The organism is Vibrio sp. L5-1 (assembly GCF_021728315.1).
In the GTDB taxonomy this organism is placed as follows: domain Bacteria; phylum Pseudomonadota; class Gammaproteobacteria; order Enterobacterales; family Vibrionaceae; genus Vibrio; species Vibrio splendidus_K.
On the sequence record NZ_JAKKCQ010000003.1, the window covers coordinates 381,256 to 401,856 of the forward strand.

At 43.5% G+C, this 20,601-nt stretch carries 27 protein-coding genes and 1 pseudogene; 21 read left to right on the forward strand and 7 right to left on the reverse strand.

The window, feature by feature from the left end:
• Positions 1-145 precede the first annotated feature (145 nt).
• Both L3V35_RS14150 and L3V35_RS14155 read right to left on the reverse strand, forming a co-directional pair.
• The gene (locus L3V35_RS14150; RefSeq protein WP_237300111.1) at positions 146-1,819 is read right to left on the reverse strand and encodes a DUF4041 domain-containing protein; all 1,674 of its coding nucleotides are present in this window, start codon (positions 1,817-1,819) and stop codon (positions 146-148) included.
• 143 nt (positions 1,820-1,962) lie between these two features.
• Positions 1,963-2,631: a helix-turn-helix domain-containing protein gene (locus tag L3V35_RS14155; RefSeq protein ID WP_237300113.1), complete on the reverse strand. Its 669-nt coding sequence runs from the start codon at positions 2,629-2,631 to the stop codon at positions 1,963-1,965.
• Positions 2,632-2,795: 164 nt separating this feature from the next.
• On the opposite strand from L3V35_RS14155, the gene L3V35_RS14160 reads away from it, so the two are divergent.
• The 7 genes from L3V35_RS14160 (at position 2,796) to L3V35_RS14190 (ending at position 7,342) form a co-directional block, all read left to right on the forward strand.
• Positions 2,796-3,008, forward strand: coding sequence for a hypothetical protein (locus L3V35_RS14160; protein ID WP_237300115.1), 213 nt, complete (start codon positions 2,796-2,798; stop codon positions 3,006-3,008).
• A gap of 110 nt (positions 3,009-3,118) precedes the next feature.
• A complete protein-coding gene (locus L3V35_RS14165) occupies positions 3,119-3,658 on the forward strand; it encodes a phage regulatory CII family protein (protein WP_237300117.1) in 540 nt (179 codons plus the stop codon).
• Between the two features lie 11 nt (positions 3,659-3,669).
• Positions 3,670-3,963, forward strand: coding sequence for a hypothetical protein (locus L3V35_RS14170; protein WP_237300120.1), 294 nt, complete (start codon positions 3,670-3,672; stop codon positions 3,961-3,963).
• Between the two features lie 110 nt (positions 3,964-4,073).
• The gene (locus L3V35_RS14175) at positions 4,074-4,496 is read left to right on the forward strand and encodes a hypothetical protein (protein WP_237300281.1); all 423 of its coding nucleotides are present in this window, start codon (positions 4,074-4,076) and stop codon (positions 4,494-4,496) included.
• The gene (locus L3V35_RS14180) at positions 4,483-4,926 is read left to right on the forward strand and encodes a DUF3850 domain-containing protein (protein WP_237300122.1); all 444 of its coding nucleotides are present in this window, start codon (positions 4,483-4,485) and stop codon (positions 4,924-4,926) included. The genes L3V35_RS14175 and L3V35_RS14180 overlap by 14 nt, the downstream gene beginning before the upstream one ends.
• Positions 4,923-7,061, forward strand: a complete 2,139-nt coding sequence (locus tag L3V35_RS14185) for a hypothetical protein (RefSeq protein WP_237300123.1) — start codon at positions 4,923-4,925, stop codon at positions 7,059-7,061. Before L3V35_RS14180 ends, L3V35_RS14185 begins: the two co-directional genes overlap by 4 nt.
• A 50-nt stretch (positions 7,062-7,111) precedes the next feature.
• Complete coding sequence (locus L3V35_RS14190) at positions 7,112-7,342, forward strand: hypothetical protein (RefSeq protein ID WP_210455935.1); 231 nt, start codon at positions 7,112-7,114, stop codon at positions 7,340-7,342.
• Between the two features lie 52 nt (positions 7,343-7,394).
• Here L3V35_RS14190 and L3V35_RS14195 read toward each other — a convergent pair whose 3' ends face one another.
• Both L3V35_RS14195 and L3V35_RS14200 read right to left on the reverse strand, forming a co-directional pair.
• Positions 7,395-7,802 (reverse strand): hypothetical protein, encoded by a 408-nt coding sequence (locus tag L3V35_RS14195; RefSeq protein ID WP_237300125.1) that lies wholly within the window; start codon positions 7,800-7,802, stop codon positions 7,395-7,397.
• Positions 7,802-8,590 (reverse strand): hypothetical protein, encoded by a 789-nt coding sequence (locus tag L3V35_RS14200; RefSeq protein ID WP_237300127.1) that lies wholly within the window; start codon positions 8,588-8,590, stop codon positions 7,802-7,804. The genes L3V35_RS14195 and L3V35_RS14200 overlap by 1 nt, the downstream gene beginning before the upstream one ends.
• A gap of 567 nt (positions 8,591-9,157) precedes the next feature.
• Between L3V35_RS14200 and L3V35_RS14205 the strand changes: the two genes are divergently transcribed.
• Entirely contained in the window at positions 9,158-9,376 is a 219-nt protein-coding gene (locus tag L3V35_RS14205; protein WP_102425620.1) for a hypothetical protein, read from the forward strand.
• Here the strand turns inward: L3V35_RS14205 and L3V35_RS14210 are convergent.
• From L3V35_RS14210 to L3V35_RS14220, 3 genes are all read right to left on the reverse strand, one after another.
• Positions 9,371-9,622, reverse strand: a complete 252-nt coding sequence (locus L3V35_RS14210; RefSeq protein ID WP_210437612.1) for an ogr/Delta-like zinc finger family protein — start codon at positions 9,620-9,622, stop codon at positions 9,371-9,373. The genes L3V35_RS14205 and L3V35_RS14210 overlap by 6 nt on opposite strands.
• A gap of 66 nt (positions 9,623-9,688) precedes the next feature.
• On the reverse strand, positions 9,689-10,720 hold the full coding sequence (locus L3V35_RS14215; protein WP_210437610.1) for a phage portal protein: 1,032 nt from the start codon (positions 10,718-10,720) through the stop codon (positions 9,689-9,691).
• Positions 10,717-12,486, reverse strand: a complete 1,770-nt coding sequence (locus L3V35_RS14220) for a terminase family protein (protein ID WP_237300128.1) — start codon at positions 12,484-12,486, stop codon at positions 10,717-10,719. Before L3V35_RS14220 ends, L3V35_RS14215 begins: the two co-directional genes overlap by 4 nt.
• Before the next feature lie 165 nt (positions 12,487-12,651).
• On the opposite strand from L3V35_RS14220, the gene L3V35_RS14225 reads away from it, so the two are divergent.
• The 13 genes and pseudogenes from L3V35_RS14225 to L3V35_RS14280 all read left to right on the forward strand — a co-directional run bounded on the left by L3V35_RS14225 (position 12,652) and on the right by L3V35_RS14280 (position 20,465).
• Positions 12,652-13,506, forward strand: coding sequence for a GPO family capsid scaffolding protein (locus tag L3V35_RS14225; RefSeq protein WP_210441804.1), 855 nt, complete (start codon positions 12,652-12,654; stop codon positions 13,504-13,506).
• Entirely contained in the window at positions 13,506-14,567 is a 1,062-nt protein-coding gene (locus L3V35_RS14230; RefSeq protein ID WP_210441803.1) for a phage major capsid protein, P2 family, read from the forward strand. The genes L3V35_RS14225 and L3V35_RS14230 overlap by 1 nt, the downstream gene beginning before the upstream one ends.
• Positions 14,527-15,243: a phage terminase small subunit gene (gene gpM, locus L3V35_RS14235; RefSeq protein ID WP_237300129.1), complete on the forward strand. Its 717-nt coding sequence runs from the start codon at positions 14,527-14,529 to the stop codon at positions 15,241-15,243. The genes L3V35_RS14230 and gpM overlap by 41 nt, the downstream gene beginning before the upstream one ends.
• 106 nt (positions 15,244-15,349) lie before the next feature.
• Positions 15,350-15,814: a head completion/stabilization protein gene (locus L3V35_RS14240; RefSeq protein WP_210437599.1), complete on the forward strand. Its 465-nt coding sequence runs from the start codon at positions 15,350-15,352 to the stop codon at positions 15,812-15,814.
• Complete coding sequence (locus tag L3V35_RS14245) at positions 15,811-16,302, forward strand: phage tail protein (RefSeq protein WP_210437597.1); 492 nt, start codon at positions 15,811-15,813, stop codon at positions 16,300-16,302. The genes L3V35_RS14240 and L3V35_RS14245 overlap by 4 nt, the downstream gene beginning before the upstream one ends.
• Entirely contained in the window at positions 16,299-17,030 is a 732-nt protein-coding gene (locus L3V35_RS14250; RefSeq protein WP_210437595.1) for a phage virion morphogenesis protein, read from the forward strand. The genes L3V35_RS14245 and L3V35_RS14250 overlap by 4 nt, the downstream gene beginning before the upstream one ends.
• Before the next feature lie 6 nt (positions 17,031-17,036).
• Positions 17,037-18,170 carry a DUF2586 domain-containing protein gene (locus L3V35_RS14255; protein ID WP_210437593.1) on the forward strand — a complete coding sequence of 378 codons (1,134 nt, stop codon included), beginning with the start codon at positions 17,037-17,039 and terminating at the stop codon, positions 18,168-18,170.
• 3 nt (positions 18,171-18,173) lie between these two features.
• A complete protein-coding gene (locus tag L3V35_RS14260; protein ID WP_210437591.1) occupies positions 18,174-18,626 on the forward strand; it encodes a phage protein in 453 nt (150 codons plus the stop codon).
• A 19-nt stretch (positions 18,627-18,645) separates the two neighbouring features.
• Positions 18,646-18,843, forward strand: a pseudogene (locus L3V35_RS14265) (TraR/DksA C4-type zinc finger protein); the annotation flags it as partial.
• 72 nt (positions 18,844-18,915) lie between these two features.
• Positions 18,916-19,056 carry a hypothetical protein gene (locus tag L3V35_RS25540; RefSeq protein WP_346730174.1) on the forward strand — a complete coding sequence of 47 codons (141 nt, stop codon included), beginning with the start codon at positions 18,916-18,918 and terminating at the stop codon, positions 19,054-19,056.
• Positions 19,053-19,634, forward strand: coding sequence for a lysozyme (locus L3V35_RS14270; protein WP_237300130.1), 582 nt, complete (start codon positions 19,053-19,055; stop codon positions 19,632-19,634). Before L3V35_RS25540 ends, L3V35_RS14270 begins: the two co-directional genes overlap by 4 nt.
• A gap of 242 nt (positions 19,635-19,876) precedes the next feature.
• Positions 19,877-20,191 (forward strand): hypothetical protein, encoded by a 315-nt coding sequence (locus tag L3V35_RS14275; protein ID WP_237300131.1) that lies wholly within the window; start codon positions 19,877-19,879, stop codon positions 20,189-20,191.
• Positions 20,184-20,465 carry a putative phage tail assembly chaperone gene (locus L3V35_RS14280; protein WP_102424733.1) on the forward strand — a complete coding sequence of 94 codons (282 nt, stop codon included), beginning with the start codon at positions 20,184-20,186 and terminating at the stop codon, positions 20,463-20,465. Before L3V35_RS14275 ends, L3V35_RS14280 begins: the two co-directional genes overlap by 8 nt.
• Positions 20,466-20,601: the final 136 nt, after the last annotated feature.

Consider the following 20,601-nt stretch of genomic DNA (forward strand, 5'->3'; position numbering starts at 1 on the left):
AAGAAAAGCCCCGCTTTAATCGCAGGGCTGTTGAATCGTCTTACCTCGTAAGTTGAGAAAGATGCTTCAAGTATTCTTCCTTGGTTACTTCACAATACTAGTGAGCCATCCTTCGCTTAAGCGTCTTGAACAATTGGTAACTTTTCTAAGCCACAGCTTCAACTTGTTGTTCTTTCTCAATGGCTAAACTCTCACGGAATTCAGCCGCTTCAGCCTTCAGAGTCCAATGAACTTCATCTAAACCTTGTTGCTCTACAGCTTGTTTTACTTCAGCAATCGTCGTCCTAAAGAATTCTTTACGAGGATTGATCTTGTTAACGGACTGCAAGTTGAACTTTCTATGGAGCTCTTTCTCAAGGGTTGGAGCATCATCGCTGTAAATCATTGCGTGGACATCAAACGAGAAAGGAACAGATGCATCACCCAGTTCTTTAACGCGATCCATTGGCTCTAGACGACGAGTCATACCAATTTTAAATACTTCTTCACCGAAGCTACCAACGTTACTAATAACGTAAACGTGGCCGCGGCGTGTTTGTTGAGCCATTGATAGGGCACGTTGACCTTTCTCTTCAGCTTCTTGCAACTTGCCTTCAAGTTCTGCAAGTTGAGCTTCAAATTCAGCTTTTTGCTCTTCGCTTGCTTGGTTCAGTTCCGCTCGTGCTTTTTCGAGCGCTTTTTGAAGCATCTTTTCTTCTTTCTCAGCTTCTTTACGTGCTTTTTCCATTTCTCGGAGAGCACGCTCTTCTTCGCGAATCTGAGCTTTAATTTCGCTTTGTTCTTCTTTTTCTATCTTTCTAAGTTCAAATGCTGCAACCGCCCACTTTAACTCAGTTAAACGAGCATCTAGATATTCTTGGTTAATACGGGCGTTTCGGAATGGTGCGCCGTTGTGGTTTACCAATGCAAAAGCATCAATAATTTCTTGTTGGATTTTGCCGAAGTTGTCGTGTTTTGTTTTTGAAAGGGCACTGTCTACTTTTCCGTTGAATGCATCGACAGCAAAGTGGATTGCATAGGTTTTACGGTGAGCTTCTACATAATCACATGAACCAGCATAGTTATTTTTAACCATTTCTCTAACGCGTTTACGTGCGGCTTTAAGTTCTTCGCCTGCCTCTTTGAAACTGAACTCTTCAGCAAGGTCATCGAGAACGGATTGGTTAGGGATTATGTAATCGTCTTTATAGCCATCGATAGTATTTTTCATGGCTTTAATAGCATTCTCATAAGAGTCTGCTTTTGCTTTTGCCTCGTATGCGTCGCCAGCAATCTCTTTTGCTTGAGCCTCTGCAAAGCTAATGACTTTACTTGCTTCTTCACGAGCTTCTAATTTGAGCTCTTCAGCTTTTTCTTTTGAATGGACTAGTTTTACACGAGCCTCAGCAGTAATGCTTTTGGATTCAACTTTGGCTTCATCCAAAATTTTAGCCCGTTCATCATTAGCCAATATTTTAATATTTTGTGCTTCACGTTTTGCATTTGATACTTGTAAAAGTGCTTTTTCTTCAAGCTTTTCTGCTTTTTCGATAGTTTTTTCTACTTCAGCTTGAGAGCGTTTAATTTTTTCTTCGGCATCATTTAATAGTTCATTGGTGTACGCTTCCATATCTGTAATTGGAGAGTACTTTTCGTTGAGTTTTGAGTTTTCTAGCCTTTGCTTGTTGCTCTCAACTTCAACCTTCCTAAGTAATTGCTCTGTTTCCTTTAATTTGGCATCAAGAGCTTGTTGTGTTTTTTTGCTTTTTGCACGAGAAATGATGAGCAAAACTAAGGGAAGAAAAAATATTATGAGAGCTATTATTACGTTTGTATCCATTACATTTACCCAGCCAATTTTAGTTATTTTAACGTCGTATTTTTACCAACTTCTGCGAGTTGCTTTACACCTTCCATACCGAATAAAACTATGTTCGCGACAAGAGCTACGAGCACAGCGAACCTTAGAATTCGTGTCATTTATTATTCCTTCTTCAACGTTGCAGTAATGTAGCCAACCACTTGGATATCTTCGTCGGATACCTCAATCGTGTTGTCATCAAATGCGATTGCCAGTTTCTTGCCTGGTAAACGTTGAATGCGGTTGATAGACAAGTGCCCATCAATATCTATTAAGTAGTTCCCACGCAGTGCATCGGTCGTGCTTTTATCAAGCAGGTAGATGGCTTCGTTAGTTTCTACTTCTATTAATTCAGCTTGCTGTAAGCCCAAGCTATTAATTCTTCTTACCGGGTACGGAATTTCACCTGTATCCAATAACTTGCCGCCGCTTAAACAAAAGCTCTTCAAAATCACCACCTGGTGCTGTGGGTTTGTACTTGCCGCCGTTATTTGGACTGAGGGTTGCTCTGTAATTGTTTTTGGTTGGTGACTTGGTAGCTTTGCTCGTTCTTCTTCAGGCAGTGCAAGCTCTTCGATTGGGATACCTAAAGCTAAATGCAAGCGAACCATCAATTCATGTGAAGTGCGGTTGTGTGTATTCCAAGTGCTTATTAACGATGTTTTCAAATCTAATAAGTCAGCCATTTCCTTCTGGTTTCTACTCTTTGTTAGGATTTTTAGGTTTTCTGTAAATTCAGAACCTAACAAGTAGTTATAAGGAGGGATTTTTTTATTCTTTAAATTAGACAAGGCATCACCAAAAGGTAGTTAATATCCACTAAAGTTGATTTATTTACTTTTGGTAATTGAAATCTACTAAAAATGGATCAATAATCTTTTTGTACTCAAGCTTAACTAAGGCAGCTAACCAAGTAGGCTTGATTCTTAATAAAGTAACTTGTAAGGATATCATCATGTTGTCATTTTCACTATCGCCTCCCGTCCCATATATGCGTATTAAAGAGTACTCTCATTTTTCTGGCGTACCTATTTCGACACTCCGTAAAGACATGGAAAACAATAAACTAATCATTCGTCCTAAAGCGGCGAAGAACGAAAAGGCAATGGTTAACGTTATCGCAATGATGGAAGTTGCGTCTCGCGAAGCACTAGAGAAGTTGGGTTAGCTATGGCTGCTTCTTCCCTAGTTCCTACTAAGAATTACTGCCCAAGCTGGCTCCATTTATTTGCTTGGGTGGTCATTCTGGTTCCGCCTTTTCTGTAGAGAGTGTCTTTCATGAACGAAATGTATGCCATGTGCGAATTACGTGAGCCCAAACAGAATGCGTTTGACGCTGTATGTCGTGACTTTGTGATTAATCACAATGTGGAAAAGCTCGCTAAACGTGTTGGGTTAAGCGGGACCGTGTTACGCAGCAAGTTAAACCCAGAGCAGCAATATAAGTTAACGCCTGTCGATATGGCGTTGATAAGTAAAGAAACGGGCGATTACACCATCATTAATACCGTATTAGCCGATTTAGGCGTGGTGGTGGCTAAGGTACCCGGTGAAGAGGAGTCAAAAACGTTCGTTGAACGCATCCTAGAAAATTCGATTCTGTCCGGTGAGCTGTCTAGCGATGCATTGAAGATGTGCAATGCAGACCGCTTATACAGAAACGAAAAACGTAAGACGATTGCAAAAGCTCAAGCCGCTATCGGCAATTTGGTTTTGCTTATGTCTGATTTAGAAAACCGCACAAGTGGCACAACCCCTTTTATCAGTATGGGTTTCGAGTTTATTGCCAACGGTGCACCAATCCCCGGCTTAAGTTAGAGGAATTCGTTATGTCTGTTGCAACAAGAGAACGTTTAAAAGTAGATGTCCCACCACTAGAAAACCCATGCCCTGATTTAGTTTGTTGGTCTTTGAATCGCGAGCAAAAAGAACGCGGCCTAGCTCTTTTGCAGCGAACAAGAAAAGAGCTTGGCGAGCGTCAGTTGAGGTCACTCTATCAGACACGAGAAGCTCTACTGAATCAATTTAACTCAAGCAATGACCGTTTAGAGCAAGCTCGCATTGATCGCGAGTTAAAAGCTCTTGATTTCAGCGCAAAGGATATTCAGTCACGCTGGTCATAGTCCAGTGATGCTTAAACGAACATAGCCCTTAGGCATCTTGCCTACACCCTTTATCCCTCTTTGATTTAAAGAGGGAGGGTTTTTTATATCTCAAATCTGAGGAATTGATGATGAAGACTATTGAAGAACATCTTTTTAATCAGTCTGTTAACCAAATTACTGCTCGCTTTAATTCAAGTAATCAAAAGCAGCAACACCAAGTCCTGGTTCAGTTAGAGGCTATCGCGAAGAAGCAAGAGCTAATCGCAACACATCGACCACAAGAAGAAGTATTGGCCGATCTCAAGCAAGCTATGCAGGGCGACCGCGCTCGTGTGTTTTTTGGTTATTCATTCCCAAGTTGGTATCGCAACGGCTCAATAGCACAGGTTTCACAGCTTCATCATTGGGCGAACTTAGATATGAGTAATCGTCATCTGTTTCTTGAAATGTTAGGGCTACGTGATTCAGGTCATTTTGATGATGAAGCGTTATATGAGTTCGAACAGTTTTGTTTGTCGGCGGTAGGGGTGAGTGAGCATGACATTGCATGAAGTAAACACCAAATCAGAATTTTTTAATGAAGTTCGATTAGGTCGTAAAACGGCTGAGATTCGAGTTAATGATCGTAACTATCAAGCAAACGACGTGTTGATACAGCATGAAATTGACAAAGATGGCTATAAAACGGGTGCGTCCCTGGTACATGAAATCACTCATGTACTTTATGGCGGGAAGTTTGGTTTAAGCAAAGAGGTATGTGTTCTTTCTCTTTCTAATTCATCTCACTTAAACAGTGTAATTTTGATGGGGCATTTACGAGATCGTTTAGTTGAAGCTGCTGACTGTATGGAGGCGGGTATTAACGTTATTCGAGAGGCTGGACTCACAACTACTGATCTAGAAAGGCAGATTCAAGACTCACGCTATTTTGCTACAGAGGCGACGACTCTACTAAAAAAATTAGGGGAGGTGGCAGTATGAGAATGGATGAAATATCACACAATGATCTCTTATACATAGCAGGGAAAGTAATGCCCCTCGACCGAATCAAACGAAATGATGCTAGATACCACGCTGGTTTTTTAGTGCCTAAAATTTATACCGACCAAGAGCAAGCCCTTTTAGACGCTGGTTTTGTTAAAAAAATCCCAATCTACGATCGTGTTTTCAACCAACAATCTAAGCGAGAATTTGAGCTCAAGAGATCGATAGATCTCTTTAAAGCTCTTAATTATCGCACTGAACACGACCGCGAAGCGGCGGCGAGAATCGCCGAAGAGTATAGGCTAGACATAGGGCGCAAAAGTCCGACAGAGAAACACCGGCATAGAATTGAGCGAAATCGCCAAACTCTGCAGTTGCTAGAGAGGGTTATTAATCCATCGGAAGTTCTGCAAAGCCCTGAGGCGTATTTCAATCACGACTCGTTATATACCTCTACAGAGCGTAATACACCTGCCGTTTTACACGATAAAGGTAGAGCTAACCGCTGTGAGCCTAAAATTATTCCTACTTCAGTCCAATTACAGCAGCGAGAGTGTTTCGACCAGTACAGAATCCAGCACATTACTCAAACACCGACGAGTAAAGCACCAGTTGCCAACAGTGGTGATCGGTACACCGACAAGCTGACCAAGCGAGCGGTAACTAAGATTTTTGAAAGTGCGGCTTATTCGGCAGTTCGTAACGATGGTTTCACTACGTTTTTGACCTTAACGTTCACCCGAGAGCAGAGATTGGCCATATTTGGCGGTATGGCTGATGAATCGGAATTGGGTGAACTAGGCGCTAGGCATCCAATTCGTTATCGTCGAAACATGGTGACCTATAGGAGCAACTCGAAAGAGAAGCGAGTGGCTTCGCCTGTTACCGATATTGCTGGACCTTATTCAACAGTCCCATTTAAAAATAGACTGCGAACCAAGTTGATGAATCAGAATGGTGAGATAGCGGGTGATTTCTGTCGCTTGGAAGATAAGCCCGCCAAAGAGTTTACTGTAGAAAAAACCCTTGAAACCACTATAGGTAAAGAAGTTTCACGCTTACTTGATGCAATGAAAAAAATGTATCAACGCGGTTGGGTGGCTGATCATACTATTCAAATAGATGAAGACAGTGGGCAACCTTACTGCGATTTGAAAGTTGAAAAAGTGCCACCTCATCTAGGTAAACCAAGTGACATTGGCCCAACAAATAAACCTCTCGACTTTCACTATATTTGGGTTGCAGAGTGTCCGGCCAATGATGATGGTGAACCTAACCCTCATGTACATATGCTTTTAAAGTGGAATGTTGAACCTAGGTTATTCCGCGCTTGGGCAAAACGATTGGAGAAAATCTGGGGACATGGTTTTTCAAATATTGAGCGAATCAGGAAGCCTAAAGCCGCCGGCTCGTACATCATCAAAGCGGTTGGGTATGCCGCCAAAGGTGGAGATTCGGAACAAGGGTTGATAAAAGGGAATCGCTATAACATATCGGCAAGCACTCGAGCACCAAAATGGGAATGTTTAGCTTCGTTTGAGGCTGGCAATATGACGGCGATAATTAAGGAGCTAGGACATAAGCTAGACCAGTGGAAAAAGCCGCTGAAAAGAAAGGCAACTAAGTTGGCTGCTGCTAAGGCTCAAACAATCAAGGCGAAGTCGATAGCAGTGCAACAAGGCAAACCGAAAGAGCTCACTGACAAAATGCAGAGCCGTATTATTCGTTTGGAAAAACAGGTGGAGAAGGTGAACAAAGAGATCCGTGAACGTGGCGTATTTGCTTCAAGTGATAATAGGTTCTCAGTAACGTTTGAAGGCGATGATTCAAAGATTAAAGTGGATGAATTCTTATTCTGGGCGGCTGGTGCCCGTGGTTGGTCGATGGAATGTAGAGAGCTAGACTTAAATGATATCAAGCAAGAGGCTGACAATTTGTACTCAAATGATTTTATTCGGCATCAAGAGCGGTTAGCTTATTGGAAGTCAGTATTTGAAGATAGCCCACCAGTTAGGGAGGTGGAGGAAGGAGAGAAAAGTTATTGGATGGAGGCTCAATTAGAATACGCCACAGAACTGTATATGCCTTGTCGTTCTAAGCGGATTTCTACACCTAACAAATATTGCAATTAAGACATTGTTGGTCAATATTAGAGCGGATAATAGTTGAATGGAGTCAGGTGATGCCAAAAAGTAAGAGTGAACGCCTTTCAGATTACAACGCTAATAATAATCATATTGTTGGTTCAGAAGCATGGTTAACGGAAGCCGAAGTTAAAGCAAAAAGAAGAATAGAAGAAGCAGAAGACCCTAATCATCCAAGCAATAGCCCAGAAGCTAAGGCAGCCAGAAAGCGTAAGCTAGAACAGTTAATGAACAAACCTCTGAGGCAGTATGGGGATATGAAAGGTTAGTGGGCCGATTACTTAGAAATCATTGAGTCTGATGATTGGCCGTTGCCGTGAGTCATTTGTCAGAAGTTTGTTGGGGTGTTATTTCATCACATTTTTGCTTGAATCTCTTGGCGGTATTTACGGAATCAGATGCGTTGTCTTTAGTGATGTTTTGCGTTAAATAATAGTCAGCAATAACTCGCTGAGCTTTATACTGCTGAAGCATATAGGATAAAGCCTTCAAAGCGCTAGGCGAATGTACTTCACTTGTTTTTACATCATTAGACTGTAAATAGCTGATTAGTGATGAGTGTACACCTTGACCTCCATATGATGGTGGTTCATGTGCTAAAATCGTTAAAGCTGAATGGTACATAGAATAATAGCTTCTACTTACAATGTTGCGGTATTCAGACTCTGTTGTTGCTTGGCTTAGCTGGTTTTCAGTACATGTCAAAATATCTGATGGTGATACAGCCATTAGAATCCTCCACTTCGCGTTAGTTCGTGGTTATTGTCGGCTACATCAAAGCGTGCAATTACTGGACTCGACATGAGATTAGTCTCTGTAATGAGCAGGCTTAGTTCCCAGTTGAGGTCAAAAATAGCTTCAGGCTCGCAGTTTACCTCAAAAGAGAGGCAGATCTTATCGGACTCTGGTAGGGCGTAGATATATGAACTTACAGCATTAATATTAGGTGAGCGCTCAACTAGCTCTAAGGCAAGTAGAGAGAGTTCTAAGAAGTCGTTCTCACTAAAGTCAATTCTCTGTTTAGCCCAGGCTATATTATTCATTTTAGCCTGGAAGTGAGCTAGTTCACTCTTGTATCTAGATGCATCAGGCTGCTCAGATTCAAGCTGTTTAAGTAATCCTTCAGTTAATTCTAGATCATTGAAAAAGTGACTAGCAACCAAGATGTTTTCTAATACTTTACCTGTACAAATTTCAGTAGGTATCTTTTTTATTAGTTCATAAACAGTTTTAGCCGCACCAACAAACGAAAGAGCCCATATGATATTACCAATAATAACTTGGTCATCAGGCGCTAGGCGTATGGCTTCGTGAGCGTGTAATAAAGCTTGTTTTTGTTGTTTTAAAGATGTGTAGAGAATAGTCAACGTTAAGTGAGTATGACTTGCTTCAGGGAGCTTTTCCGCCTCTCTTTTATAGTAAGCGATTTCAAACTCACTCAAAACTGTAGAAGAACTAACAGCTTCCATTAGTGAGCTAAGAATTTCATTTACTTTAGATTGGGGTGCTATTTGCAAAGGTTCACCTTATTTATTGATAAGCCATTCTAGTTTAGGTGGAAATTTCTACCTTTCTTCATTGTGTCCAGTTGAAGACTTAGTTCAGCTTTCTAAGTTTTATATACTGTTCCGATATAAAAACAACACCGCTCATAATACCAAAATCACATTAAATAACCACACTTACCCTTAAATACTGTTAAGCATGGTTAACATTGATTAACTATGGATGCCTAATTAGGAGTATAGATCACATCCATACCTCACATCTGTCCTGGCAAATCTTATTTCATTTAATTTATATCTAATTTATATGTGAGGGTGACGTGAGGTTTTTTTATGGGGAATTTGAATATTTTTAAATCTGTAATTTATTTTAAGTCAATGAATTAAATAGAGTTTAATCATTTTTTGTTAGTTATTAGGGTGAGCAATAAACTTATGCTCTCAAAGAAGAAATATGACATATGAGTGAAGCTAACTTAAGAATCTAGCTAGAAAGCTGTACAAATATCCAGTAAGTTTCACTATTACCAAGCTGTATAAATACACAGTAAATTCAGTCTTACTGATAAGGGTAATGATATGTCTAAAGAAAAACAGCTATTTCAATCCGCTCTGGAGGTCATTATTGATGGGGTTTCAATGAGTGGAGATCGTGAAGGAAGCGAACAGGCAGGAGTGTACTTAATGGGGTTGTTGATTGCAGACAATAAGGGCGAACTAGACGCAGATAAAGTAAAGGCTATCCAGTCAATCGTTGAAATGGCTGCAGAAGCAGAGTCACCAAAGTTCTCGTTATAGCATGGAAAGTTGTTCTTGGAGTTCTTGTCGTTGTTTTGGCGGTAAGGCCTGCACTAGGTTGAAAGCTAATTGTAATGTGGTTTTAGCGCTAGGGCTTAGAGTATGGCTATAAGATAAATTCATCACGAAGGTATGCCCACACTCAGGATCACTGCATGAGCAATACAAATCTGCATGTTTTGTGCTCATTCTATTCGATTTCAGGATCCGGCTTCTTGCACCGCACTCAGGGCAAAACACTCTCATAACGTTGGCCTAACTTAATGGACTGACAATATGATATTACGCCAGCTGCTGTATTTTTGTACAGTTTTATAAAGCGTCGCCCGTAGTAACATCAAATTTTAGGTGGAGGGTTTTTATGTTTCTAATTTCTGGGTCATTGTTCACTTCATCCATAATCAGTTCACATACGGGTATGATCTCATCTTTGGCGTATTCACTACCAATCTTAATCGGGTCACCTAAGTTAGTTGTTCCTTGTGGAATGATACCTGCCTTACCTACAGGAAAGCGATGACCTACTAAGATGTCTTGAGCTGTAATATTTTTAATGCGTTCGAATTCATCTTTCGTTGCGATGTCTCCCACAGGTATTAGCTGAATACCTTTCTCCGCACCACCAGGAATATTGACAAACATACTGCGGAAATTACCCACACCCTTTGAGCTCGCGATCTTATCTTTTAGCATTTTTTCATCATCGTCACTTAAATTTGGGTCATTGGCGTAGAAGATAAAGCCCATGTGAGCACCGTTCTTGTAGTAGCGGCGACGAAAGAGCGTGGCATCTTTGTTTAGCAAGCTGCTTTGCAAACTACCCAAATAATCCGGTAATCCATAAATCTGCTGTTGCAAGTCTTCTTGAGGCAAGAAAATGATGTCATTTGCTTTGTAGACTCGTTGCTTGTTGTCACGCTCAAGTAACACAAAGTCACCATTTTTACGTCTACGTAGGTACATAGTCGGTAGAGGGAACAGGCGCACTGGCCGCTTAAAATGGTCGCGGATTTTTAAGAAGGCGGCATCACCAAAAGTGAAGTAGTTATTACAAAACGATTGAAGTTGTCGACGTCTTACCCCTCCGCCCTCGATGAAACGAGCAGCAACATAGTTCGCACGTGCTTTTAATAAAGAGCCATGATAGGCATTAGCTCGTGATGTCTCGGCCAATCCTTGTCGTGAAATGGGCGGTTCCCAATAGTTGTCTGTGTCGTTGTAGAACAGCTCAGAATAAGACGTCATCCAACTGGTCGAGTCGATGGCCTCTGGTGATGAGTCAATGTGATAAACAGACTCGGCTAGTGCTTCTTGCTTAACTAGTTTTGTTTTAGTGTCGGTCATGCTGCAGTGGCCCAAGTTGATTTCGTTGGTGTTTCGTGATCTAACGGTTCGTTGATAATTGCGTGTGAAATTGCCCAAAACGCATCGGCGTGGCCTGTTGTCTCACTTCGAGCGGCTTTAAAGGTCATGGCGTTACCGCTATTGGTCGGAACCCGTTTAATTGCCATGAAGGCCATAGCAATGTCTTTGTGCTCGGCATCAAACTGCAGTCGCTTAGCTTCTATGATGTCGATCATCTTCATTACAAGGCGGTTTTTATTTTCATTGCTGTAATGTATGGCGTGGGCTTCACGTGGATGCTTTTTCTTTATTAGGTCCCAAACACCACCCCCAATGCCGGTTGTATCAACGCCTATGTAAGTGACCTTATAGCGCTTAAATACCTTTTCGATCTCAGCTACGTGATATTGGAAGTTCAGTCCTTTCCAATAGTGTTTTTCTAACACACGGAATGTTTCACCGGCGACTGCTGGCGGTGCGATGACCACTAAACAAGCATTATCGCGCGTTCGGCTAGGGTCATAACCTAACCAGACTTCACGACCTGCAAAGGGTAATTTGGTTTTCGGCTTGAAATCCTGCCAGTGGGCAGAGTCAACCATGCCTTTCTCAAGATCAGAGAATTTGAAGACAGACAAAGCGCTGTCAACAAAGACACACATAAATAGGTTGTCGAAATCGTCTTTGCTGTATTCGTCTTTCAGCTCTTCAATGTCGAATAAGTTACAGCCGCCCGCTGCAGCCTCTTCAATGGTAACGACATAACGCCACTGCTTATCAGGGCAAAGTACACCGCCATTTCTATATTCTTCGAACGTAGGAAACTCAATTTTAGTGCGGGAGTCTCGACCTTTTCGCCATTGGTCGCCAGTCCAAAATGGGTATGCCTGATGCATTTTCGATGATGGAGTCGAAAAGTAGGTCTTACGCCATTTTTTATGGGTAGCCATGGCCGAAGCAAGTTTATTGAGTTCGTCAAACTTAGGTATCCAGAAATACTCATCAATATAAACGTGGCCGTGATAACTCTGGGCGGTTTTACTATTGGTCGACAAAAAACGAAGTTCAGCACCATTAGAGAGAATGATTGGGTTCCCGGTCAGCTCGATGTTTAAGAACTCTTTTGCAATCGCAATGATGTAGCTGCGAAAAACTTCCGCTTGAGCACGTGACGCTGACAAAAAGATTTGGTTGTCACCAGTTAGAATCGCGTCTTCTAACGCTTCACCACTGAAATAATAGGTCGCACCAATCTGGCGGGATTTAAGAATATTTCGAATCCGCTGCTTGATGTTGTTGCGCATGACGTGTTGATAGGCAAACAGGGAATCGTGCCACGTGTCGAAATCTTCTTTGCTCAGTTCGCTGATGTCATTCTTTTTGCCTTTGCGCTTCTTTGATTTAGAGCGGCGGTCAGATAGCTGGTCACTAGGGTTGTTTTTGTTGCCTGCATTTAACGATGGTTCACTTTGCTGCTTTTCTTGGGCCCTTTGTTTCTTCAACGCCGCGTGATGTTTGATAAGCCTATCCAGCATGTCTAGTTGGTTTTTGCTTGGTTCTTCCAATTCGAGCAGCGTTTGAATACGGTTCGCTATCGCTTCATCAATTGTTTGTTCACGCAACATATCGCGCCAACTGAATTTGTCTGCCCAGTAATAAATGATGCGTTCATTATTCAGGTTCAGTTCGGTAGCGATTTCACTTGGCGTCCAAGCTTTTAAATAGAGTGCTCGGGCGGTTTGTCGTACTTCGGGGGAATAGGCCATAAGCGCATCATACGCCCCGAAATATTGAAAATGATGAATGGAAATTCGGATGAATTCGGATAGAGGCCAAATCCGAATCCCTAGGAATTGAAGTAGCTGATCGCCTTCATTCAAAGGCGTATTGTTTGCTCAAACGGTGTGTGATTGACAAGTTTGAGTACAAAAATGCCAAAGATTAGTGAGTGGAAAATCATAGCGACTGAGGGCCCAACCGTTGACGGGAGAAAAATCACCCGTGATTGGATTGAACAAATGGCCGCGAGTTACTCAATGGATGAATACACCGCACTTATCTGGCCTGAGCATCGCCGCTTCTATGGTTACGGTGAAAACTGGGGGCGAGTGGTCGAAGTGAAAGCGGAAGAGTTGAACGGTAAATTACGCCTATTTGCGAAGCTCGAACCTAACGATTATATGCTCGAAGCCAATCGTAGAAAGCAAAAACTATTCACCTCCATTGAGCCAAACCCCGATTACAAGGGGGAAGGTCGTTGCTATTTAATGGGCTTAGCGGCGACTGACTCACCAGCGTCAACAGGGACATCACGCCTTCAATTTTCTCGCATTAAAGGTGAAACCACCGAAATTCAAGCTAGCCACCTAGAAGAAGTCGATTTTTCAGATTGCTTTACTCATAAAGACCGATTTTTTGCGGCATTCAATGAATTTTTCTCTTCTGGTGATGAAGAGCCAGAAACGCCATCAAAAGTAGAGGACACCGACGTGACCGAAGAGCAACTCAAAGCCGCACTGGAAGAACATTTTTCTGCCTTTAAGGGCGAGTTTAAGAAAGAACTGAAAGAAGCGTTCAATTTGCAAGAAAGTCCAGAGCAGCCAGAAGAGGCCAGCCAAGCCACCGTTGAGCAGTTTTCTGCAACGTTGGAAGAAAAGTTGGCCCCGTTTATTGAGAAAGTGAACGATATCGAAACTAAGTTCGCTGAACTATCACAAGAAGTACCTAATCAAGAGCCGGATCCATCGGGTGCGAGTGAGAAGTTCTCATCTGAGGAGATTATTTAATGCTTAACGCAATATCGACTAAATACCTACAAGAGTTTTGTGCGGCAACATTAGAAGCCGCGAATGCTCCACAAGGGACGCAGTCTTTTAACTTAACGCCTCCAATGGAAACTAAGCTACGCCAAGCAATCATGCAGTCGAATGCGTTTATGGGCATGATTTCATTGTTACCTGTTCAGCAAATCAAAGGTCAAGTGATCGATGTTGGTGATGATGGCCTGTCGACGGGTCGTTCCGACACTGGACGTTTTAGCGTTGAAGTGGGACAAAGTGGCAATACTTACGAGCTAACCAAAACCGATTCTGGTGTACATATCCTTTGGGAAATCATGACCCAATGGGCTAACTCCGGTTCGAAAGGCCAATGGTTGGCCATGATGAAAAACGCGATTTCTCGTCGTTTTGGATTAGACATGCTTCGAATTGGTTTTAACGGCACCTCTATTGCGGTTAAAACCAACCCAGTAGTCAATCCTCTTGGCCAAGATGTGAACAAAGGTTGGCTAACGATAGTTAAAGAGAAGAGACCAAGCCAAGTTCTTTCGTTTGCACTGTTAGATCCTACCGGAGCTGCTGAGGACTCCTACAAGAATTTGGATTCCTTAGCTCAAGATCTAATCAATACCACTATTGCTCCAGAGCATCGCCAAGACCCAGATCTTGTCGTGTTGGTGGGTTCTGACTTGGTGGCGGCTGAGCAGCATCGTTTACTTGAATCCGCAGATAAACCAACGGAGCACAAGGCGGCACAGAGCCTGGCTAAGACTATCGCGGGTAAAAAGGCCTATACACCACCATTCTTCCCAGCTGATCAGCTATGGGTGACCAATACCAAGAACTTGCAAATTTTAACGCAAGAAGGGACGCAATGGCGTACACAGAAAAATGATGAGGATGAGCTTCGCTTTAAGCAAAACCATATCCGTATGGAAGGTTACGCTGTGGGTAATTTGAAAAAGTTTGCGGCTATCGAATCTGTCACCGTTGTTGAATCTGAACCAAAAGTTTTAGGGGGAGAGGATGGCGAGTCCATTAGCCAGACAGCGCAGACAACTGCTTGAAAAGCAAGCTAACCAGTCTGCATCGGAATTGATTCCCGGTGCAGATACCGAAAGCCTACACATCAAGCTGCTCGGTTTTGAAGAAGATCGTAAGTGCTTAAAACAGCTCAATGCCATCGAAGACAGAGTGAAGCATAAACGAGAGGTTTTAGTACCGAAGTACAAACCCTACGTGGAAATGTATTTGGAAAAAGGTGAAGTCTTCGAAAACCCAATTTTTACCAATATGGTGATTTGGTTATTCGATGTCAACGAGATGAATACCGCTATTGATTGGTGCATGAAAGCCATTGAGATGGATTTGCCGACACCAGAAAACTTTCGTCGTGACTGGCCGACAGTCTGCGCTGATGCCGTTCTTGAGTGGGCAGAGAAAGAATCTGCTCGTGGTCACTCGATTGAACCCTATTTCAGTCAGGTATTTGAAAAGGTCGATAAAGAGTGGCGACTGCATGAAAAAGTTCAAGCCAAGTGGTACCGATTCGCAGGTTTGCACTTAATTCTAAATGAACAGGGGCAACCGCAGCCAACGGCTATTGGGGACTTAGAAACATTAGAAAAAGCGTTGGCACTTCTGCAACACGCTCACGATAAGTACGAGAAAGTGGGGGTGAAAACCAAAATCGGTCAAATCGAGCAACGTATTCGTGCCATTAAAGAGGGTTCGAATCTTTAAAGACTCCTACGCCGCCGAGCCTCGACTGGTGAGGGTGCGATAGCTTTTAGTTCATCGTGACCTATCGACCCAGTGGCTAGAGGCTCACTTATATCAAGGGGATGCAATGTTTAATGGTTCATCAGGAGCAGACTATCAAGATACCAAAATCATCAATGATGGTTTTTGGCCGGATATTAATGCCGGTGATTTTGAGAAACGCCGTGGGGTACCAGCTCATATGGACAAAGAAGCGATTGCATACGCTGTCGCTGCTGCAATTGCACAACTAAATATTGAATTAAACACGACCAAAGAACAATACCAAGAAAGCGGGTTTGCTAAAGCTGCCAGTGTGACTGGGCAACCAAGCATTTTAGATAAAAACTTATTGGTCATTCTGTATGAAAAGGCGGTTTATGCGAGAGCCAAAGCCGACTTGTTACCTGAGTTCGCCACTCAGCAAACCAAAGAAGCCGGTGATCGAGTCGCTGAAAAAGAGTCTGACACCAAAGAGAGTTTGCTAGCAGAAAGCCAGCAGCACGTTCGAGCCATGAAAGGCAAAGGTCGAGTAGGTGTTGTTCTGATATGAATATCGAGTCAAAAGGTCAAAGCGAAATGGGGTATTTACTCCAAACGTTAACGGCTCACTTATTGACAGTCATCCCTAAAAATTGTCACTCGCTGCTTGAGTCGTGGATGGATGGGGCGGAACTGCAACTCACTCCAAAGCACCAAGGGTTGGGCGTCGATTTAGGGATGATGGAATACGAAGCGGTTATCTCGATAGAACGTTTTCCTTTTAGGGAGTTTGAGCCAGCTATTGTCATGGCCTCAGTTATGGCTTGGTTGCAAAGTAATGACCCATATCGTGAACCCTACGAGTTGGAAGACCCTAGATTCAAAGTTGAGCCCGAAAGTGACAAGACAGCCAATGTAGAGATAGATATTCAGTTTATAGAGCCTGTCACGTTAGTCGAAGAGGCAAAAGGGGTGATTCATTGGCATGGCAAACAATACAACTTAGCAGAATATGAAGTTTGGATTGCTGAACGATTCACTTTGGATTTGAAACGATGATTAAAGTTCAGTGGGATGAAAAAGGTGTCCTCAGAACAGATGAAATTCTAAAAGCTCTGGCTATGCCAGCAACCAAGCGAGAGCGGTTATTGCGAAGAGTCGCCAAAGAAGTTCAGAAAATATCGAAACGCAATATTACCAAACAGCAAAGCCCAGATGGGAAAGCGTGGAAAGCTCGGAGAAATAAGCGTAAAGGCAAGAGCAAAAAAATGCTTACAGGGTTTAAGAAGTTGATTTATGTCTCGGCCAACAAAGATGCAGCGAAAGTTTCAGTGGGGAAAGGGAGTTATCGCATCCACGGTGCTTATGTTGCCAATTTTCATCAGCAGGGGCACAGACGTAAAGCAAACAAAGATAACACGCCTACTGGGCGTAAAACGTCGCTCAGTGACACTGAAATGTGCACAAAGGGGCAGGCGAAAGCATTACGAAATATTGGTTATGAAGTGTATGCAAGGCGAATTAACCCGAAAGCGCAAAGAGGTTCCAAGCGAGTTCCAACCATAAAATGGATGACTCAAAACCTAACTCAATACGAAGTTAAAGGAGCATTCAAGAAACTGAGGGAGCTAGGACTGGTTCGGATAAAAAGCAGTTGGGAGATTGTTGTCCCTCCTCGTAAGTTCCTAGGAGCGACAAGGCAAAGCTTAAGAAAGGCATGGACAAGAGCTTTTCAAGGCATTGACTACGGTTGGAAGGTTCAACCTAAACACCTAAGAAGAGGATAAATACTCATGGCATGGCCTACCGTCATTATTAATATTCTGAACATGATGCGCGGACCAATCCCGGGCGTTGAATTTCATTTTCTGTTTGTTGTGTTTGGCACAGTTTCGGGCACTGAGCGCAACTTGATCATGGTGGACAACACCACGGATTTTACAGACAGCACGTTTGATAACATCGATCCTGCACACATGCTCACATTGAAAGCAGCCCAATTGAATGGGAAGCAGAATTGGACGGCAGGTGTGATGGTTTTAGACCTTGCTGACAGTTGGCAAGCCGCCGTACTTAAAGCCAATGAAACGTCAAGTTTTGAATCGGTTGTGTTGGATAAAACGGAGACAGGTACATCGATTCTTGAAGAGGCAGTCGCTTTCCGTACTGAACTAAAAGCCAAGTTAGGTCGTGAAGTATTCATGATTTGCACGTTACCGGGTATCAATAATGATCCGATAACAGGTGAAACCTGGGCGCAATGGCTCGCGGCAACAGTGGCCATACCAACAAGCATCGCCAGTGAGTACGTCACTGTTGTTCCTCAAGTTCATAAAGATAACTCAACAGTTGGTATCTATGCGGGGCGGCTGGCAAACCAAGAAGTATCTATCGCGGATTCCCCTGCGCGAGTCAAAACAGGCAGTGTTCTAGGGAGCCTAGAACTGGCAAAAGATAAAGACGGCAAGCCTTTGGAGTTAGCAACCCTTAAGGCTTTGGAAGCGTCTCGAATTGCTGTGCCGATGTGGTACCCAGATTATCCGGGGCAGTATTGGACAACGGGCCGCACATTGGATGTGCCAGGGGGCGACTTCCAAGATATTCGCCACATTCGTGTTGCGATGAAAGCGGCGCGTAAAGTTCGTGCTCGTGCCATCGCTCGAATTGCGGATCGTGAATTGAATTCAACACCAGGCAGTGAAGCAAGTGCAAAACTCTATTTTACCCAAGACCTGCGTGAAATGGCGGTTGTGAAGAAAATTGGTGATTACGAGTTCCCTGGCGAAATCAAACCGCCACAAGATGAAGACATCACCATCACTTGGATGAACAGTGAAGAAGTAGAAATTCTGCTGGCGGTGACACCTTATGAATGTCCGGTAAAAATCACAATCGGCATCATGCTTAATCAACGACTAGGAGAGTAATCAATGAATTCTCGTTATACCGGTCGAAGCTTCGACGTAAATATTCTGGGTGTTTTGGTTCATGTGGAATCGGCAACGGCAACCATCAATGATGAATCAGCCGTTGATAAAGAGCGAGGTATTCCAACCGGTTTTACTCACGGCGCGGTGAACTGTGACGTGGAATATGAGTTGGACTTGAACAATTTCCGAAAGCTGCAGCAGAAAGCGCGTGAAGCGGGAAGCTGGCGTAGCGTTCAACCTCACGATTGCATGTTTTATGCGAATACGGGGGAGGATGAAGACAAAGTGGAGTTGTTCGGTGTGAAGCTTCAACTCTCTGATCTGCTCAGTGTTGATCCTAATAGTAGTGATAAAACTAAGCGCAAACTGAAAGGGTTTGTGACGAGCCCGCACTTTGTCCGCATCAATGGGATTTCATACTTAAGTTCAGACGATACACGCGGTCTGCTTTAAGTCTAATGAGAGAGAGCGAATGCCGGATTTTGTTGACCATGCAAGTAGTAACGAAGCCAAATTCACCGAAATGGCGATTGCAAGCCAACTTAAACGGTCAGTGCAGACGAGCCAACAAGAAAGCGTGCAAGAGTGCGTTGAGTGTGGCGAGGGCATTCCAGAAGAGCGTCGAGTAGCGATAGCAGGGTGTCGGTATTGTATATCTTGCCAAGTAGAGGGGAGTAACGGAATGAAAGACTGGTACGACAAAATAACCAGTGGGATTGCTTACTTAATGTCATTGGTCGGCATGACATTAAGTAACCTGACATTTGAAGAATGGTACTTCATCTTATCGCTGGTCATTGGTTTGGCAGCTCTCGGATTGAATTACTGGCATAAACGAGCGATGCAACGTATCGCGAGCGAAAAAAGGTGTGACACCAAGTGAAAATGACGAAACGCATTATTTGCTCTGTAACGGCAGTGGTCGGGTTAGTGACAGGGGGAATGGCATTGCATCGCTCAGAGTTGCCGATTGGCAATGTGACAATCGCAGGTGAACAAATGGGGGCACTAAGAACGAGCCCCATTGGGCTGGAGATCATCGGCAATGCGGAAGGATGCCGCCAAGGCCTTTACACCTGTCCGGCAGGGTTAGCAACGAATGGTATTGGCAATACCCATAATGTGAAAGACCAAGTGGTGTCGTTAGAGCAAATCGCCACAGATTGGGTGAAGAACCTACAACAAGCTGAACAGTGTATCAGTCGGGCAGAAGCGGCCTCTGGCAAACAGATGTCACCAGGTCAGTTCGATGCCTTCACCTCTTTTAGCTTTAATACGGGGTGCACTCGATTTATGCGAAACCGGGATGGTAGTGAAACGCAGGTTTACCGTTTCATTAAACGGGGTGACTTTATCAAAGCGTGCCATGAGTTACCAAGGTGGGTATATGGGGGAGGCGTGAAGTTGAAAGGTTTAATTGACCGCAGGGAAAAAGAACGTGATCGCTGCCTTGCCATATAAAAGCATTAAATGGGGGAAGTGGCTACTGATTGTCGTTATGGGGATTGCCATGGGGACCATGTGGTTGATGTTGAAAGTGAGTCAGTCTGAGTTAGCGGCTTTAAAGGCGCGTTTAGAAAGCACTTTATCAACCAATCAGATCAGCCAAGCAACCATTGAAACACTAACCCAAGAAAACAGCGATGCGAATCATTTACTGGTAGAGAGAGCAAGGTTACACAGCACGAGAGAAGGAAAGCTCAATGAAGACATTGAAACGCTGCGACGCCAACTTGCTGATGAAGAGTGTTATCAAAGGCCTTGGCCTAGTGATGTTGTTGACAGGTTGCGCGAACCGTACTGAGTGGGTTGCGACTCAAGTGGTGGTGAAGTTACCGCCTGCGGGGCTGATCGTGTCTTGTCATAAACCGGAAATTCGAGGCACTAGCCCATTAATAACCGCCAGTGAAGATGTACCCAAATTAAAAGCGGCGTTGAGTCAATGCGCTCAGCAAGCTGAAGATTATTTGCAATGGCGTGCTAAGCACGAAAAAACCAAGAGAGATGACAATGACTAAACCTGTTTTTGCCTCAAAACCTGTAGAAGTCACTATCGGTGACACGGACTTCGAATTTACCCCAACGGTGCAAGACGCGAACAACTACACCAATGACATGATGCCAAACAATAAGGTGGCGCCTGCATACACGTATTTAACTCGTACGGTTAAACCGGAACAGAAAGCGGCATTGACCGAGTTGCTGGATAGTGTTCCCGGCCTAACCATTGAGCTGTATGCCACCGTGAGTAATGCCTCTAAAGGTGGCATTGAAATCACACTAAAAAAATAACCGACAGGGCAAAGAGGATTGAAGGGAGCCCACTTGAACAAGCCTTTGCCCTGCGTCGTCACTTTTTACCCAGTGAGCCTGATGACGAACAAAGTTTAAGTCGCGCTATCTGGTTGGATAAACACCAGTTCGAACG